The sequence below is a fragment of the Saccharopolyspora sp. ASAGF58 genome (genome assembly GCF_012277335.1).
Lineage (GTDB): Bacteria > Actinomycetota > Actinomycetes > Mycobacteriales > Pseudonocardiaceae > Saccharopolyspora > Saccharopolyspora hattusasensis.
The window spans coordinates 2,052,729-2,068,190 of sequence record NZ_CP040605.1; the positions used below are offsets into that span (position 1 = coordinate 2,052,729).

Consider the following 15,462-nt stretch of genomic DNA (forward strand, 5'->3'; position numbering starts at 1 on the left):
CTACTTGGTTGCGGAAACTCACCTGCACCGCGTGGCCTTGAAGTAGTCGTTCGACGGTTTCAGGAACACGAGGACGATGAAGAGCACCGTCGTGATCGGGACGATGATGAACATCTGGACCATGCCGATGATCGCCGAAGGATTGCCGAGGACGGGCCCGATGTTCCCGCCGACGGCCACCAGGAACGAGGCGATCGAGTAGCTGGTGTAGATCAGCCAGATCGCGGACATGACCACCAGCACGGTCCGGGCCCAACCGCGCCCGCGCCGCATCAGCAGGGAGAACACGATCCAAAGGACCGCGGACACCACTGCGATGCCGACGAAGATCACGTTGGTGAGGAGGACGGACCACATGTCCGGGATGTACTTGCCGAACATGACGATCATGATCACAAAGTTTAGGACGCTCAGCGCCGCGGACAGCGGCGGCATCACGAGCCCGACGACGCTGGCGAAGCCCACGGTGCCGGGCACGCGCGGCTTCCCGGCGGGAATCTGCTGCGGATAGCCCGCCTGCGGCGCGACCTGCTGGGGATTCTGGCCCTGCCAGGGGTTCTGGGGCACTGTCACCCGGAAACCGTAATACAGCGCAGCATTCCGACTTGCCTGAATGTCCGGCATCCGGCCGAAGAAGGGGCCGCGGTCACCGGTGCCGACCGGCTTGGAAGTACTGGTTCGACGGTGCGAGATAAGCGAAGACGATGGTCGCCGCGACGGTCAGCACCTGCAGCATCGAGAGCAGCGCGCTCGCGACGCCGCCCGCCGCGCCACCGGCGATCGACGGGAGGGTGAGGAGGATCCACACGGCGCCGACCACCGTGATCACGATCCGCGCCCAGTTCCGCCCGCGCCGCATGAAGAACAGGAACATGATCCACAGCGCCGCGATGATGGCCACGATGACGGTCAACATCACCAGCACCGCGGAGTAGATGCCGCGCGCCTGCTCCATCGTGAGCGGCTGGCCCTGCGCCGCCGTTTCCTCCAGCACCAGTTGCAGCTCGGCGTCGGAGACCAGCAGGAAAGCCGCCGCCAGCAGCGCGAAGCCCACCACCACGCTGGCGATCCCCGCCCAGAAGGCGTTGTTGATCGAGCTCGGCCGCCACGGCTCGTGGCCGGGCACCTGCCGGGCGGCGTACGGGTCGCGCTCGGGCTCCTGCGGCGGCGTCACGTGGCCCAGGTTAGGAACCGCAACGACCGCTGTCCAGGAATTATGACCAACGGTTTCCAGTCGGTGTCGGCGCGTTACCGGGCCGCCGGTTCCGCATCGCCTGGCAGAACCGGTTCGAGTCCGGGCGGTACATGAACACGATCGCGGCGATCTCGACGAGCATCACGACCAGCGAGAACACGACGTCCACACCGTTGACGGCGACACCGGTCAGCTGGCGGATCAGCGCGCTTCCGACCAGCGACACGGTGAGCACGGTGATCAGCGCGTTGATGATCCCGAAGCCGCCGAAGACGGTGAGCACGATGCGCGCCCAGTTGCGGCCTTCCAGCATCCGCCGGGACAGCATCACGTACAGCAGCAGAATCATCGCCTTGAGCAGGAACGTGAACATGATGCCGCTGTTGGCCGCGGCCTCCAGGTCAAGCTGGGACATGTCAGGTTGCAGCTGGCGCAGCTTGTCGATCAGCTGGGGCCGGTCGAGGAGCTGGATGAACGCCTGCACGACGCCGATCAGCACCGACCCGATCCACAGCCACCGCGCCACCAGCAGCGCCTGCGGCGGCGTGGGAGCCGGCTCGGGTACCGGTCGGCCGAACGCGTCCACCTGCTGCTCCAGGTCCGTCATGCCCGCGCGTCCTGCAGCCAGCGCGCGGCCTCGACCGCCCAGTAGGTCAGGACGATGTCGGCACCGGCCCGCCGGATCGAGGTCAGGGTTTCCAGCACGGTGCGCTGCCGGTCCAGCCAGCCGTTGGCGACGGCGGCCTCGATCATCGAGTACTCGCCGGACACCTGGTAGGCGGCCACCGGCACGTCCGCGACGCCAGCGACGTCCCGCAGCACATCGAGGTAGGACATCGCGGGCTTGACCATCACCATGTCGGCGCCCTCGGCGAGGTCCAGGTCTGCCTCGCGCAACGCTTCCCGGCCGTTGCCCGGGTCCTGCTGGTAAGTCTTGCGGTCGCCCTTGAGCTGCGAGTCCACCGCGTCGCGGAACGGCCCGTAGAAGGCGGAGGCGTACTTCGCGGAGTAAGCCAGGATCGAGGTGTCGCCGAAGCCGGTCGCGTCCAGCGAGTCGCGGATCACGCCGACCTGGCCGTCCATCATGCCGCTGGGGCCGACGACATGCGCCCCGGACTGGGCCTGCACGACGGCCATCTCACCGTAGATCTGCAGCGTGCGGTCGTTGTCGACGTTGCCGTCTTCGTCCAGCACGCCGCAGTGCCCGTGGTCGGTGAACTCGTCCAGGCACAGGTCTGCCATCAGCACGGTGTCGTCGCCGAGCTCGGAGTGCAGGTCGCGCAGGGCGACGTTGAGGATGCCGTCCGGGTCGACAGCGCCGGAACCCTCGGCATCGTGCTTGGCCGGCACGCCGAACAGCATCAGGCCGCCGACACCAGCGTTGACGGCGTCGACGGCGGCCTTGCGCAGCGAGTCGCGGCTGTGCTGCACAACGCCGGGCATCGACTGGATCGGCACCGGCTCGGTCGCGCCCTCGCGAACGAACATCGGCAGCACCAAGTGCCGGGGCTCCACGGAAGTCTCGGAAATCAGTCTGCGAAGCGCGGCGTTGCGGCGAAGTCGACGCGGACGGTGCGAGGGGTACATGACGGCGGCTCCCCAAACAGGCTCGGCGGGGTGACACCACGAGCGTAACGACCCGACAGAACGGACGAGCCGAGGGCTCAGCCAGCCGCACGAAGGTCGTGAGTGTTCGTTCCGGTAAGAACCGGAACGAACACTCACGACATCAGCCCCGGAAACGCCCAGCCTTGATGTCGTCGAGGAACGCACTGAACGCCCCGGCACCGAAGACCAACGCCGGACCGTCAGGTTCCTTCGAGTCCCGGACAGCGGTGGCGTCCGATAGGCACGCGACCTCGACGCAGTTGTCAGCCCCGTTCTGGCTACGGCTGCTCCTCTGCCACGTGACGGTAAGTTCAGACGCGCAGATCATCGTCGCTCCTCATCGAGCTTCAGAGATCGAAGTAACCGGCCTTAAGCGCACCGAGGAACACCGACCACTGCGGCTGGGTGACCACTAGGGCCGGACCGACCGGGTCCTTGGAATCGCGCACTCCCGATCCGGAGTCCAGCAGCGGCGCGATCTCGACGCAGTTGGCGGCACCGTTGTTGCTGCGCGACGACTTGCGCCACGGCGCGGCCACCTTGAGTTCCGGCGCGAGCTTCACTGTCACTTTCCTCCTTCTTCGATGAGCCGGTCGAGGAAAGTCAGCGTTTCTCGCTCGGCAATCGATGTTCTGTGAGCTTGATCGAACGCGATCGCGTACTTCTCGGTGTGCTGCTGCCGGTCGTACCACTGTCCGTCGATGAACGTCTCGGCATAGGCGAACGTCACAACTGGGTCGCCCACGTACAGCAGGGAGAACGAGTTCCCGAGAGCCGTGTGCGCGCCCGCGCTAAACGGCAGGACTCGCAGCGGGACGTGCGGCAGCTCGGCGAAAGTCCGCAAGAACTTGAGCTGTTCCAGCAGTACGTTCCGCCCACCCACCTCACGGCGAACGGCACCTTCACCCAGGATGAGCGTGACGTGAGGCGCATCCGGCCCGATGAAGTGTTCCTGTCGCGCCATCCGACGCTCCACCGCGTCCTCGACCCCACGCTCCGGCTGCAGGATCCCTTGGGACAGCAGGGCTCTCGCATACTCCCCAGTCTGCACGAAGCCCGGAAGCAGCTCTTCGTGGAAGACTTTCAGCTCCTGCGCCGCGACTTCCACCGCGACATATGTCTGTGCCCACTCGGCAACCGGCGGAGTGGCCGTGTCCCGTTTCCGGGCTTCGCGGGCCAAGCCCTGAACATATCGCGGCTCCGCCGCCGAAAGCTCGTAGAGCTCGACGAGGCGGTCAACCTCGGTCGCGACGAGCTTCCGCTGGCCTGTCTCCACGAGGTCGACCTTCCTGGAATACCAACCGAGCTTGTCGGCAACGGTGTTGGCGTCCAGCCCGACACGCTCGCGATAAGTGCGCAAGGACTGCCCCAGCACCAGTCGATACGCAAGCGGTGACGGCGAACTTCCCATGACCCAATCCTCTCGGCTCCCAGCCATCGAGGGAAGACCTGCTGCGCCAACTAAGCACGCAGCTAGATCACCCCATCGATCGACTTCAAACTGTGCCGTCGCAGTTGGACTGTTTCATTTTGTCGATCAGTGACGTTCCGTGACCATTCCGGCACTTGCCGGTACAGATTGTCACTGCCGATTTCGCGCGGACGCACGGGAGGAGAACAGGATGCGCGAGGAGCCGGAGGCTTGGTTGCGGCCGCATCTGGGGCCGTTGAGGCGAGTGTTCGGGCCGGGTTCCGGTTCTCGTACCTCCCGGCGCTCGACGGTGTCCTTGCGGTGCAAGGGATCCGGGTGCGGCACGGCGCGATGGACATGTACCTGGCCCGGTCGGCCTCCGACGCCTTGGCGGCTCGGGTCCGTGTCGATGACCTGGAGTTCCACTCCTCGCCGCCGCCGCTGTGGCACGCCCGCGGCGCGGTTGCCGACGTGGTGATGGAACTGCTCGGCCTGCCGCCGCACGGCTCGCCGGGAGCCCCGGCGCTCACCCTCTCCCGCCCGAGCGAGCTGTGGATTCCCAGCGATTCCGTGAACTGACCCGATCACCGAAAAGCAATGCTGATGACCTCGCTGCTCGTTCTCACCACCTGTCTTGCCGCCGCGGTCACAGCCCTGACCGCCTCCGGCTGGGCTTGGCGCGCCTTCACCGCCTACGGGCAACACGCCGGGGGAGGCGAAGGGGCGTTGACGGTGTGGCAGTTGATCGCGCACGTCGAGGAAGAGCGACAACAGCGCGAACACCAGGGCAGGCACCGACTCCGGGAGCCCGAGCCCCCGCTGGCCCGACAACGAGACCCGGCGATACCGCCGCTGGAGCTGCAACGACGAGCCCTGGACTCCCTGTACCGCATCTGACAAGCCTCGGGCCGAGCGGTTGACGACCCCGACGTCCTCCGGCCCACGCGGGCCGGTCGGTGCGGTCCTCTCCCCACGCACCGACCGGCCATCCTTTTCGCGGAGAAGAATGCCTGCACCCGCTAACCCCGTTCAATGTCACTGTCTGGGGTGGTCCAACAGTCGCGGCGTGCGCGAGTTCGTCGCGATCCAGTCGCCAAGCGGCGCGGACAACCAGCGCACCACCGTGACGATGTCCTCGTGGAGCTGGCGCACCGACCGGTGGGCGCCCGCTGCGGTACGGGGAACGCCAGGACGACGCACCCCATGGATGATCGGCTCGTGGTGGGCGATCCGATTTCGCGCTCCGTAGAGCAGGTACGGCCTGGTGCACGTCAGTGCGACGGCCGGACGAATCGGGGAAAGCTCGGTGCAGGGCGGGTTTCCACAGCAATTCGTCGTAGTTGCGGCGCTGCCGGTACGGCGGCTGTCCGCTGTAGGCACCGGCTTCCAGCAGATGCACCCAGAAACCGAACGGCAGCCGTGCGACCAACTGGCCAGGCGGTGAATCGACCCGGCAGCGGGCGTCCTCCCACGCCTTCGCCACCGCGGTCTGCGAACGGTCGTCGAGCAGCGTCGACTCGGCCCACCAGCGGGGTCCGTAAACGGCAGCGAGCTGGTCGTTCATGCTGTTTCACGTGAGCACCTCGACAAGGTGCAGGTCGGCCTGCATGCTGCTGGCCAGCTCAAGACCGAGCAGGTACAGCTCGACGGCGTTGCAGCCCCATGCCGGAGCGTGCCGTTCATAGGTGGCCAACCGCTCAGAGCTGAGCAAGGGTGCGAGCTCCGCCGCCGGTGGCGCCTGGTGGTATCCCACGTGCGGTGTTCTACCACTGCGATCATCAACTACAGCCCCGGGCCAGTGCAACAATCCGGCATCTCGGGTTGCGCGTGATATCATTTTGGCTGAAGTCCCCCGGACAGCCTCTGCCCACTGGGTAAGCGCCGGGGGTTCTTTCTTTCCCGGCGCAGAAGTCTCTCGCCTGCCAGCGCACCACCGTGAAGCGCGACGGGCACCTCCGCCCGGGTTTGGCCCGTCAGAGATGCCCTTCTGCCTCGGCACCGCGGTCACCGTCCTGACCGCCTCCCGGGTGGGCGTGGCGCGCCTTCGCCGCCTACGGGCAGCACTCAGGGTGGCCGAAGGGGCTTTGACAGTGTGGCAGTTGATCGCGCACGTCGAGGAAGAGCGACGACAATGGGAAAGCCAGGGCAGACACCGGCTCCCGGGAGCCCGAGTCGCGCTGGCCCGACAACGACGCCCTGGCGGTACCGCTGCTGGAGCCGCGGTAAAGAACGACGTTACGCACTCACGACCGGCCACCCCTGTTCTGGCGGTCAGGCCAGTGCGACGGTCTGGCGGTCAGGAGCAACTGTCCAGTGCCAGGCTTCCAGCGGCGGCTCTCCGTGACGCCGCCACCACCGGAACGCGGCTTCCGCCTCGTCCCACAACCGCCGAGGACCCGACTGCCGAACGGTGTAGCGGCTCCGGTTGTCCGGGACGACGCTGACCCACGAACCGGATACCGGATCGCTTAGCCACGCTACGCCGTGGTCGCGTTCCGGGGTCTTCTTCTCCAGGCTGTACCGGCAGGAGGGAACCGCCACCGCCACCGCCCACCTGGACGCTTCGTCGATCAGCATCTTGAACGGGCTGACCTCAGTGATCGACCGGTCGGCGGCCGGGTCGTCCCAGCGCAGCCCATCGAATGGAAGTGCGGCGACGCGGTGCGAGCGGAGCTCCATGAAGCCGACCCGCAGCCCCCGCACAGCGTGCCCGCGGCCCACGCCGTCCCGCTCGACCTCGAACCGGACCAACGGGCCCGAGGCGAGATCGGCCCGCATCGGTGCCAGGATCACGCCGCCGATCCGCGTGCTCTCGAGCCACCCAACGGGAAGCTGCCCGAGATGCACCCCGGCTGTGGCGATGACCCTGTCGAACTTCTCGGTCACGGCCATCCCCGCGGCGTCACCGACGACGACGGCGACGTGGCCGTACCCGGCCGCCTCGAGCCGCGCCCGGGCGGTCGCCGCGAGGTCGGCGTCAATTTCGATCGTCGTCACTTTTCCTCGCACGCCGACGAGTTCGGCGAGCAGCGCGGCGTTGTATCCCGTGCCCGTCCCGATCTCCAGAACCGACTGTCCAGAGCTGATATCGAGAGCATCGAGCATTCCTGCCACCGCTGACGGCATGGATGCCGAACAGGTGGGCCGATAACCGACCTCGGGCCAAGATGTCGCACCATCGTCGAACTGCGTCACGATCACGCGGTTCGAGTGGACGTTGCGCAGCCAGTGTTCCGGCTCCGCAGACCGGTCCATCGGCTCGTACGGACCGCCGTCGACCTCCTGAACCCATATCCGGTCCGAAACGAACCACTCCCGCGCCACCGCCCGAAACGCCGAGCCGCACCTGGCGGACAACTGCCCAGCCGACTGCAATTCCGCGATAAGCGCGGAGTCCCCGCTCCTAGCTGTCGTCGTCATCTTTCTCAAAGTCCTTGGGGTCAAGGTCGTCGGCGGTCTTGCCGGTCTGCTTGTCGTCCTCCACCGAATGCCTGTTGTCGACCATAGGAATCTCCTCTCCGCCGTCGCCGGTCTTGGCGACGGTATCGGGATCCCAGAACCAAAAGGCTTCTTCCCCCTGACCGGTAACGCTTTTCATCAAGACGGAGCACAAACCGATCAGCCTCGACGTGACGGCTTCCACCCCATCGGATGAAGCACGAAGGGCACCTTCCGACCGGTGGCCGGAAGGTGCCCTTCGTCAACGGATCAGCTGCGGCGGGCCCGCTTGGCCTTGCGGGGCGGCGGGAGCGCGCCTTCGGCGCGGAGCCGGGCCGCGTGCTCGGCCAGGGCGTCCACCAGGTCCTCCACGCGCGGGATCTCCGGCTGGACGTCGACCCGCAGACCGAACTCCTTGGCCGTCTCCGCGGTGTTCGGGCCGATGCAGGCCACCAGCGTCCGGGCGTGCGGCTTGCCCGCGATGCCGACCAGGTTCCGGACCGTCGACGACGAGGTGAAGCACACCGCGTCGAACCCACCTGTCTTGATCATCTCGCGGGTCTCGGCCGGCGGCGGCGCGGCGCGGACGGTGCGGTAGGCCGTCACGTCGTCGACCTCCCAGCCGCGCTCGCGTAGCCCTGCCGACAGCGTCTCGGTGGCGATGTCGGCGCGCGGCAGCAGCACCCGGTCCACCGGGTCCAGGATGTCGTCGTGCGGCGGGAATTCCTGCAGCAGGCCCTCGCTGGACTGCTCACTCGACGGCAGCAGCTCCGGGATGATCCCGAACGAGCGGACCTTCTGCGCGGTGGCCTCGCCGACGCAGGCGATCTTCACGCCGGAGAACGCCCGGGCGTCCAGCCCGAACTCGCCGAACTTCTCCCACACCGCGCGAACCGCGTTGGCGGAAGTGAACACCACCCACTGATACCGGCCGTCGACCAGGCCCTTGACCGCGCGCTCCATCTGCGCGGGGCTGCGCGGCGGCTCGACCGAGATCGTTGGCACCTCGTGCGAGACGGCGCCGTGCGACCACAACCGGTCGCTCATCGCGCCGGCCTGCTCCTTGGTGCGCGGCACCAGGACCTTCCAGCCGTACAGGGCGCGCGACTCCCACCAGGAGAGCTTGCTGCGCTCGGACACCACGTCGCCGATGGTCACCACCAGGTGGCCCTGCAGCTCACCGGCGTCGGCGGCCAGCGAGGCCAGCGTGGTGTCGATGGTGCGCTGCTGCACGGTGGTGCCGGAGGCGGTCACCGCGACGGGAGTCGTCGCGGGCCTGCCGTGCTCCACCAGCCGCGAAGCGGCCTCGGCCAGGTAGCTGCCGGTGGTGTGCAGCACCAGCGCGCCGGGCACCGAGGCCAGCGAAGCCCAGTCCACGTCGCCTCGGACATCGACCTCGGTGTGCACCGCGCCGAGCGCGACGCCGGCGTAGGCCGGGACCGCGCTGCCGCCGGCGACGCCGGGGATGATGTCGAAGGCGGCGCCGGTCTTGGCGACCTCCTGGACCTCGCGGACCACCGCGTCGGCGGTCAGCGGGTCACCGGCGACCAACCGCACCACGGTGCGACCGGTCGCGGCCTCGTTCGCCAGGTCCTTGGCCACGTCCGCCGGGTCCCCCACGGCAGGGCGGACCTCGGCGCCGTCAGCGGCCTGGCCGACGATATCGGCGGGTACGTCCGGGTCGGTCACCAACAAGGCGGCGCGGGTGATCGCATTCCGCCCCCGGACGGTGAGCAGTCCGGCGTCACCGGGACCGGAGCCCACGAAAGCGATCCGTCCGGGGGTCTTACGTGCTCGGGTCATCAGGGCACTCCCCATCAACTACTGCCGGGTCCGCTGAGCAAAGCGGCCCTGGCTTCGATCAGCTGGGCGGCCAATTCCCGGCCCAGCTGATCGGCGGCGGTCGTCTCACCAGTGATGGAGGCGCGGACCAACTGATCGTCGTCGGTCGCCACCACCCCGCGCACGGACAGTCGCAGCGCCACGCGCCCGTCCTCGTCGAGGTCATCCACCACTTCGGCCAGCGCGCCGACCGGCGCGCTACAGCCCGCTTCGAGCGCGGACAACATGGCGCGCTCGGCGGCCACCGCGGCGCGGCTGGCCTGATCGTCCAAAACGGACTGCAGCAAATGCTCGGTGTCCACGTCATCGACGCGGCATTCCACTGCAAGCGCGCCCTGGGCGGGCGCGGGCAGCATCTGCAGTGGATCGAGCGTTTCCGTGATCACCGCAAGCCGGCCCACTCGGGCCAGCCCGGCTCGGGCGAGCACGACGGCGTCCAGCTCACCGTCGGTCACCTTCCGCAGGCGGGTGTCCACATTGCCGCGGATGCTGCGCACCTCCAGCCCCAGGCCCAGGGCCCGGAGCTGACTGGCGCGGCGCGGCGAACCGGTGCCCACAATGGACCCCGGGGGCAGTTCGCCGAGCGTCAGACCATCCCGTGCCACCAGCGCGTCCCGCGGGTCCTCCCGGACCGGGACAGCAGCCAGCGACAACCGGGGGTCCGGTTCGGTCGGCAGATCTTTGTAGGAGTGCACCGCGACGTCCACCTCGCCGGCGGCGAGCGCCTCGCGCAGCGCGGAGGTGAACACGCCGACGCCGATCTCGGCGATCGGCGCCATCGAGCGGTCACCGGGGGTCGACACGGTGACCAGCTGGGTCGGGTAGCCCGCCTTCTCCAGCTCCTCGGCGACCTGCGAGCTCTGCGCCATCGCCAGGGCGCTGCCGCGGGTGCCGATGCGGAGGGTCTTGTTCAACGGTCCTCACCGTCCTGTCCTGCTCGATCCCGCAGCCGCGCCTGGGCGACAGAGGCCCCGCCGGGCAGGCCCTCGTCGGCCTGCGGGGTGCCGAGCACCGCGGTCGTCTGCGGATCGAGTTCGAAGAGCTCTCGGAGTGCGTCGGCGTAACCGGCACCGCCCGGCACCGACGCGAGTTGCTTGACCCGGACCGTCGGCGCATGCAGGAGCTTGTCCACCACGCGGCGGACCGTGCGCGCCAGTTCGTCCCGCACGTCGCCGTCCAGTTCGGGCAGCCGCGAGTCGAGCCGCAGCAGCTCGCTGTCCACCACCTCGGCGGCGCGCTTGCGCAGCGCGGCCACGGTCGGGGTCACCTCGGCCGAGCGTTGCGCGGCAAGGTAGTTGCGCAGTTCCTCGGCGACGATCTGCGCGGCCCGCTCGGACTCGTTGCCGCCCTGCTTCTCGGACAGCCGCTGCTGCAGGCTTTCCAGGTCGACGACTGTCACGCCGGGCAGTCCGGCCACCTCGGGCGCGATGTCCCGGGGCAGGCCGAGGTCGCAGCACAGCAGCGGACGGTCGTCGCGGACCGCCAGCGCCGCCGCGACCACGTCTTCGGTCACCACCGCGCCGATCGCACCGGTGCAGGCCACCACCAGGTCGGCCGCGGCGATCGCGCTGCGCAGGTCCGTGAGGCCGGCGGTGCGCGAGGCGACGCCGTCGGCGCGCAGCGACTCGGCCAGCCGCTCGCCGTTGGCCGCGGTGCGGTTGGCGATCACGACCTCGCCGATGCCGGCGCGCTTCAGCTGCGCGGCGGCCAGGCCGCCCATCGAACCTGCGCCGACCACCAGCGCGCTGCGCCCGGCCAAGCCGTCGAGCGCGACCTCGGCGTCGGCGAGCGCCTCGGACACCACCGACGCGCCTTCGGCGTCGATACCGGTCTCGGAGTGCACCCGCTTGCCGACCCGGAGGGCCTGCTGCGCGAGCTCGTGCAGGGTTCTGCCGACGGTGCCGTTCTCGTCGGCCGTGCCGTAGGCCTGCCGCAACTGGCCGAGGATCTGTGCCTCGCCGACGACCATCGAGTCCAGGCCGGCGGAGACCGAGAACAGGTGCTCCACCGCGGCGCCCGCGTAGTAGACGTAGAGGTGATCGGCGAGGTCAGCGACCTCCGCGCCGGCGTGCCGGGCGAGCACCGACGTCACGTCGTCCAAGCCGCCGTGGAAGGTCTCCGCGACCGCGTAGACCTCGACGCGGTTGCAGGTCGAGACGATGAACGCCTCGCAGATGCGCTCGCGCTGCAACAGCTCGTCGAGGAGCTTCGGGACGTCCGCTCCGCTGATCGAGACCCGCTCCAGCATCCGCACCGGGGCGCTGTGGTGGGAAATCCCGACGGTGAGCAGGTTCACAGCCGTTCCACCATCCTGTTCGCCGATTCGACCTCGCCTGGCACCCGACCGCCGCCGCCCGGCGGACCGATGTCCGCACCGTCCACATCGGACCGATCGGCTTCCGCCGCCGCTTCCTGCTGGCGTCGGGCCACGTGAAACGACAGGATCTGCATCTCCACCGCCAGGTCGACCTTGCGCACCTCGACGTCCTCGGGGACCTGCAGCACGACGGGCGCGAAGTTCAGGATGCACGTAACGCCCCCAGCGACCAAACCGTCGCAGACCTCCTGGGCGCCCTGCGCAGGTGTGGCGATGACGCCGATCGTGACCTCGCGCTCGGAGCACACCTCGACGATGTCGTCAATGTGGTTGACGGGGATGCCGCCGACCGGCACCCCCACCAGGTCCGGGTCGAGGTCGAACAGTGCGGAGACCGGGAAGCCGCGGCTCGGGAAGCCGCCGTAGTTGGCCAGCGCGTGGCCGAGGTTACCGATACCGACGACGGCGACGCTGTGCTTGCGGGTGAGGCCGAGGGTGCGCTCGATCTGGCCGACGAGCACCGCCACCTCGTAGCCGACGCCGCGGGTGCCATATGAACCGATGTAGGACAGGTCCTTGCGCAGCTTCGCGGAGTTGACCCCGGCGACCACGGCCAGTTCGTCACTGGAGACGGTGTTCACGTTCTGGTCGGCGAGTCCGGACAGCGCCCGCAGGTAGACCGCGAGCCGGGCGACGGCGGCTTCCGGGATAGCCCTGGCGCGCTCCCGCGCCGCGGGAACCTCGATCGCCGGCGACTGCTTGGAGTCGGTCCGGGAATCGGCCCCGGCCTGCCCGTCACCGTCCTGCACGTCCGCTCCGTGGGCCGTCACGCTGGATCTCCCTCGCCCTACCTACTACTCTGGCCTGCCCGCCCGCACCCGGTTTGGGTACAGCCGTGCGACGGTCGTCGCCTACTTCCCGACTTCGTTCCTCAGGCGGGGAGCACCGACGTCGACCGGTCTGCCACCCGGCGGCCCCGGCGTCGTCCGCGAGCGCCGCTGAAATCCGGCGGCTAACACCTGATCCGCTGATCCACACCGAGAATCCGGCGACCCGACCCGTACACCGTAACCAATTTGTGAACGCATGCACAAAGTCGCAGGGCCAGACCCCACCGGAGGCACAAACGTTCTCCGCCATCATTGCCGATGGCCCCCCGACGTGCCAAAACGCGTGGTCTGGCGCACGTGACGGGCGCAACCCGCGCGACGCGGGGGCAAGATCACCGGTCAGCGGGCCAGGGCCCGGCGGAAGCGGTCCTCCTCGACCTTCCAGTAGCCGTGCTCGACTCCATCGATCAAGATCACCGGGACCCGGTCGCCGTACTCGGCGCGCAGTTCCGGATCGGCGTCCACGTCCTGCCCGGACCAGGGAACGCCGAGTTCCGCACAGATCCGCCGCACGTCGGAGATCGCGTCCGCGCATGCGTGGCAACCCTCGCGGGTCATCACCGTCACCTCGTGCATGCCTTCGCTCCAGGGTCGTATTCGGGCCTGATTTCGCGGGTTCCAACGTACCCAGCAGGCGGACACGTGCCGCGGCACCAACCACGCTAGTCAAGTGTCCAAAATCACCTGCCCGATCGACGCGGGGCCCACTCATGAACACGTTAAGTAACTGAACAATCACTGAATCGCGCTAACTACTTCCGAGTAACAACACGTATGCTCCTGCTTCAGCGCCCACGCCCCCGGCGTCACCAGAACGGGCCTGGAGGCCGCGAGCGATCCGCCGGCCGCCGGAGGCGGGTGTCCGCCGGAGACCGCGGCATGACACCGGCACCGATGCGTCCCACCCGCACCACGCCGGTGGCGCCAACGACGGCAGGAGGTCGCAAGAGATGAGCAGCCCGAAGACGCTCGCACCCCCCGCCCCCGCAAGGCGTTGCAGCACCGCGCGATCGGACGGCTGGCGCGACTCTCCCCGATGATCTCCGCTAGGCGCTCGCCGGGTCGCCCCGAAGCAGTTACCGGACCGTTGCCGCACCCCGGTGGAGGTGCGCAAGTTCGGTTGCGGCCAGGTCTTAAGCTAGAAGCCTGCTGAGCCGGGTCGGCCCGGGTCGGCAAGACCTGGAACTTCGCACGACAACACCGGAGGACCCCGGGGAGGCGCGGCGGTGCCGACACGTCAAGGCTCAGCCGGTGGCGCGAACCACAACGGCTTGCGCGCGCCCGGTGCCGATCCGATCGACAGCGCGAAGGTAGCGGGCCGCGCGTCCGCGGAGGCCGCCGTTGCCGCCGCGCCCGGCCCGGACGGCTCGCTGGCCACCCCGCCCGACCTCACCGCCGCGGCGTTCTTCGACGTCGACAACACGATGATGATGGGCGCTTCGCTGTTCCACTTCGCCCGCGGCCTGGCCGCCCGCAAGTTCCTCACCGCCACCGACCTGGCCGGGTTCGCCTGGCAGCAGCTGAAGTTCCGGGTCGGCGGCCGGGAGAACCCGCAGGACATGCAGGCCAGCCGGGAGCAGGCGCTGTCGTTCGTGGCCGGCCGCAAGGTCTCGGAGCTGGTGGAGCTCAGCGAGGAGATCTACGACGAGCTGATGGCGGACCGGATCTGGGCGGGCACCCGGGCGCTGGCCCAGATGCACCTCGACGCGGGCCAACGGGTGTGGCTGGTGACGGCGACCCCGGTGGAGCTGGCGCAGATCATCGCGCGGCGGCTGGGGCTGACCGGCGCGCTGGGCACGGTCGCGGAGAGCTCCGACGGCGTGTACACGGGCCGGCTGGTCGGCGAGATGCTGCACGGCCGAGCGAAGGCGCACGCGGTCCGGGCGCTGGCTGCCAGCGAAGGCCTGGACCTGCGGCGCTGCACGGCGTACTCGGACTCGGCCAACGACATCCCGATGCTGTCCGCGATGGGCACGGCGGTGGCGGTCAACCCGGACCAGCGGCTGCGCGACATCGCACGGGCCCGGGGCTGGGAGGTCCGGGACTTCCGGACGGGCCGGAAGGCGGCCCGGATCGGCCTGAACTCGATCATGGGAGCCAGCGCCATCGCGGGCGCGGTGGCCGCGGGCCTCGCCTACCGCCGCCGCGATCGCTCCTGACGCCCCCGCGGTGCAGTGGGGCTCCGGAAAGCGCGGGGTCGTAAGTCTTTCGGGCTGCTGCAGCGGCTTAACAGACTCACGACCCCGAGAACCACCTGCGCTGCGGTCACGATTCGGAGATGTCGACCATCCAGCCGATGCCGAACCGGTCCACGCACATGCCGAACACGTCGCCCCACATCTGCTTCTCCAGCGGGACCGACACGGTGCCCGATTCGGACAGCTTCGCCCAGTAGCCGCGCAGTTCGTCGCCGGAGGCGGCGTCTCCGCTGAGGCTCACCGTGATGTTGTTGCCCGGCTTGTGCTCCATGCCCGGCGGGGTGTCGGAGGCCATCAGCGTGAAGCCGCTGCCGCTCTCCAGCCTCGAGTGCATGATCTTGTCGGTCATGCCCGGATCCGAGGCACCGAACTCGCCGAAGGTGCTCATCGTCAGGTTGCCGCCGAACACGTCCTTGTAGAACTCCATCGCCTCGCGAGCGTTGCCGTCGAAGCTGATGTACGGGTTGAGCCGGGAACTCATTGGAACCTCCCACCGGTAGCGGAATCGGGCCTGCGCGAAAGCATGACCGCCCCCACCGACAGCGGCCACGCGAAAACCGGGC

The 15,462-nt window shown here is 68.8% G+C and carries 19 protein-coding genes; 3 read left to right on the forward strand and 16 right to left on the reverse strand.

Translation table 11 applies throughout. The features are described from left to right. Positions 1-18 precede the first annotated feature (18 nt). The 7 genes from FDZ84_RS09500 to FDZ84_RS09530 form a co-directional block, all read right to left on the reverse strand. Positions 19-573, reverse strand: coding sequence for a hypothetical protein (locus FDZ84_RS09500; RefSeq protein WP_168585587.1), 555 nt, complete (start codon positions 571-573; stop codon positions 19-21). A 73-nt stretch (positions 574-646) separates the two neighbouring features. Continuing rightward, positions 647-1,174: a hypothetical protein gene (locus FDZ84_RS09505; RefSeq protein ID WP_168585588.1), complete on the reverse strand. Its 528-nt coding sequence runs from the start codon at positions 1,172-1,174 to the stop codon at positions 647-649. A 40-nt stretch (positions 1,175-1,214) separates the two neighbouring features. Further along, positions 1,215-1,802, reverse strand: coding sequence for a hypothetical protein (locus FDZ84_RS09510; protein ID WP_168585589.1), 588 nt, complete (start codon positions 1,800-1,802; stop codon positions 1,215-1,217). Beyond that, positions 1,799-2,782, reverse strand: coding sequence for a porphobilinogen synthase (hemB, locus tag FDZ84_RS09515; protein ID WP_168585590.1), 984 nt, complete (start codon positions 2,780-2,782; stop codon positions 1,799-1,801). The genes FDZ84_RS09510 and hemB overlap by 4 nt, the downstream gene beginning before the upstream one ends. Positions 2,783-2,924: 142 nt before the next feature. Further along, positions 2,925-3,131, reverse strand: a complete 207-nt coding sequence (locus FDZ84_RS09520; protein ID WP_168585591.1) for a DUF397 domain-containing protein — start codon at positions 3,129-3,131, stop codon at positions 2,925-2,927. Between the two features lie 19 nt (positions 3,132-3,150). Continuing rightward, positions 3,151-3,372 carry a DUF397 domain-containing protein gene (locus FDZ84_RS09525; protein WP_246868900.1) on the reverse strand — a complete coding sequence of 74 codons (222 nt, stop codon included), beginning with the start codon at positions 3,370-3,372 and terminating at the stop codon, positions 3,151-3,153. Continuing rightward, entirely contained in the window at positions 3,369-4,214 is an 846-nt protein-coding gene (locus tag FDZ84_RS09530; RefSeq protein WP_168585592.1) for a helix-turn-helix transcriptional regulator, read from the reverse strand. The genes FDZ84_RS09525 and FDZ84_RS09530 overlap by 4 nt, the downstream gene beginning before the upstream one ends. A gap of 231 nt (positions 4,215-4,445) precedes the next feature. Between FDZ84_RS09530 and FDZ84_RS09535 the strand changes: the two genes are divergently transcribed. Both FDZ84_RS09535 and FDZ84_RS09540 read left to right on the forward strand, forming a co-directional pair. Beyond that, complete coding sequence (locus FDZ84_RS09535; RefSeq protein WP_168585593.1) at positions 4,446-4,793, forward strand: hypothetical protein; 348 nt, start codon at positions 4,446-4,448, stop codon at positions 4,791-4,793. Positions 4,794-4,817: 24 nt separating this feature from the next. After that, positions 4,818-5,111: a hypothetical protein gene (locus FDZ84_RS09540; RefSeq protein ID WP_168584087.1), complete on the forward strand. Its 294-nt coding sequence runs from the start codon at positions 4,818-4,820 to the stop codon at positions 5,109-5,111. A gap of 673 nt (positions 5,112-5,784) precedes the next feature. On the opposite strand, the gene FDZ84_RS09545 is transcribed toward FDZ84_RS09540, so the two are convergent. The 8 genes from FDZ84_RS09545 to FDZ84_RS09580 all read right to left on the reverse strand — a co-directional run bounded on the left by FDZ84_RS09545 (position 5,785) and on the right by FDZ84_RS09580 (position 13,277). After that, complete coding sequence (locus FDZ84_RS09545) at positions 5,785-5,925, reverse strand: hypothetical protein (RefSeq protein ID WP_168585594.1); 141 nt, start codon at positions 5,923-5,925, stop codon at positions 5,785-5,787. A gap of 560 nt (positions 5,926-6,485) precedes the next feature. Continuing rightward, on the reverse strand, positions 6,486-7,634 hold the full coding sequence (locus FDZ84_RS09550) for a methyltransferase domain-containing protein (RefSeq protein ID WP_246868901.1): 1,149 nt from the start codon (positions 7,632-7,634) through the stop codon (positions 6,486-6,488). Then, entirely contained in the window at positions 7,618-7,857 is a 240-nt protein-coding gene (locus FDZ84_RS09555; RefSeq protein ID WP_168585595.1) for a hypothetical protein, read from the reverse strand. Before FDZ84_RS09555 ends, FDZ84_RS09550 begins: the two co-directional genes overlap by 17 nt. A 65-nt stretch (positions 7,858-7,922) precedes the next feature. Beyond that, positions 7,923-9,455, reverse strand: coding sequence for a bifunctional uroporphyrinogen-III C-methyltransferase/uroporphyrinogen-III synthase (locus FDZ84_RS09560; RefSeq protein ID WP_168585596.1), 1,533 nt, complete (start codon positions 9,453-9,455; stop codon positions 7,923-7,925). Positions 9,456-9,469: 14 nt separating this feature from the next. Then, complete coding sequence (gene hemC, locus FDZ84_RS09565; protein WP_168585597.1) at positions 9,470-10,408, reverse strand: hydroxymethylbilane synthase; 939 nt, start codon at positions 10,406-10,408, stop codon at positions 9,470-9,472. Next, on the reverse strand, positions 10,405-11,790 hold the full coding sequence (locus FDZ84_RS09570; RefSeq protein WP_168585598.1) for a glutamyl-tRNA reductase: 1,386 nt from the start codon (positions 11,788-11,790) through the stop codon (positions 10,405-10,407). The genes hemC and FDZ84_RS09570 overlap by 4 nt, the downstream gene beginning before the upstream one ends. Next, positions 11,787-12,641, reverse strand: coding sequence for a redox-sensing transcriptional repressor Rex (locus FDZ84_RS09575; protein WP_168585599.1), 855 nt, complete (start codon positions 12,639-12,641; stop codon positions 11,787-11,789). The genes FDZ84_RS09570 and FDZ84_RS09575 overlap by 4 nt, the downstream gene beginning before the upstream one ends. 399 nt (positions 12,642-13,040) lie before the next feature. Then, entirely contained in the window at positions 13,041-13,277 is a 237-nt protein-coding gene (locus tag FDZ84_RS09580) for a glutaredoxin family protein (RefSeq protein WP_168585600.1), read from the reverse strand. Positions 13,278-13,972: 695 nt separating this feature from the next. On the opposite strand from FDZ84_RS09580, the gene FDZ84_RS09585 reads away from it, so the two are divergent. Continuing rightward, positions 13,973-14,860: an HAD family phosphatase gene (locus FDZ84_RS09585; RefSeq protein ID WP_246869145.1), complete on the forward strand. Its 888-nt coding sequence runs from the start codon at positions 13,973-13,975 to the stop codon at positions 14,858-14,860. A 106-nt stretch (positions 14,861-14,966) separates the two neighbouring features. Here the strand turns inward: FDZ84_RS09585 and FDZ84_RS09590 are convergent, their stop codons facing one another. Next, entirely contained in the window at positions 14,967-15,380 is a 414-nt protein-coding gene (locus FDZ84_RS09590; protein WP_168585602.1) for a VOC family protein, read from the reverse strand. Positions 15,381-15,462: the final 82 nt, after the last annotated feature.

What these genes read in the sequence shown, in the direction of transcription:
- hemB (WP_168585590.1), bottom strand. Translation starts at nt 2,782, where the DNA reads ATGTACCCCTCGCACCGTCCGCGTCGACTTCGCCGCAACGCCGCGCTT.
- FDZ84_RS09580 (WP_168585600.1), bottom strand. Translation starts at nt 13,277, where the DNA reads ATGCACGAGGTGACGGTGATGACCCGCGAGGGTTGCCACGCATGCGCG.
- FDZ84_RS09510 (WP_168585589.1), bottom strand. Translation starts at nt 1,802, where the DNA reads ATGACGGACCTGGAGCAGCAGGTGGACGCGTTCGGCCGACCGGTACCC.
- FDZ84_RS09560 (WP_168585596.1), bottom strand. Translation starts at nt 9,455, where the DNA reads ATGACCCGAGCACGTAAGACCCCCGGACGGATCGCTTTCGTGGGCTCC.
- FDZ84_RS09530 (WP_168585592.1), bottom strand. Translation starts at nt 4,214, where the DNA reads ATGGGAAGTTCGCCGTCACCGCTTGCGTATCGACTGGTGCTGGGGCAG.
- FDZ84_RS09540 (WP_168584087.1), top strand. Translation starts at nt 4,818, where the DNA reads ATGACCTCGCTGCTCGTTCTCACCACCTGTCTTGCCGCCGCGGTCACA.
- FDZ84_RS09520 (WP_168585591.1), bottom strand. Translation starts at nt 3,131, where the DNA reads ATGATCTGCGCGTCTGAACTTACCGTCACGTGGCAGAGGAGCAGCCGT.
- FDZ84_RS09550 (WP_246868901.1), bottom strand. Translation starts at nt 7,634, where the DNA reads ATGACGACGACAGCTAGGAGCGGGGACTCCGCGCTTATCGCGGAATTG.
- FDZ84_RS09590 (WP_168585602.1), bottom strand. Translation starts at nt 15,380, where the DNA reads ATGAGTTCCCGGCTCAACCCGTACATCAGCTTCGACGGCAACGCTCGC.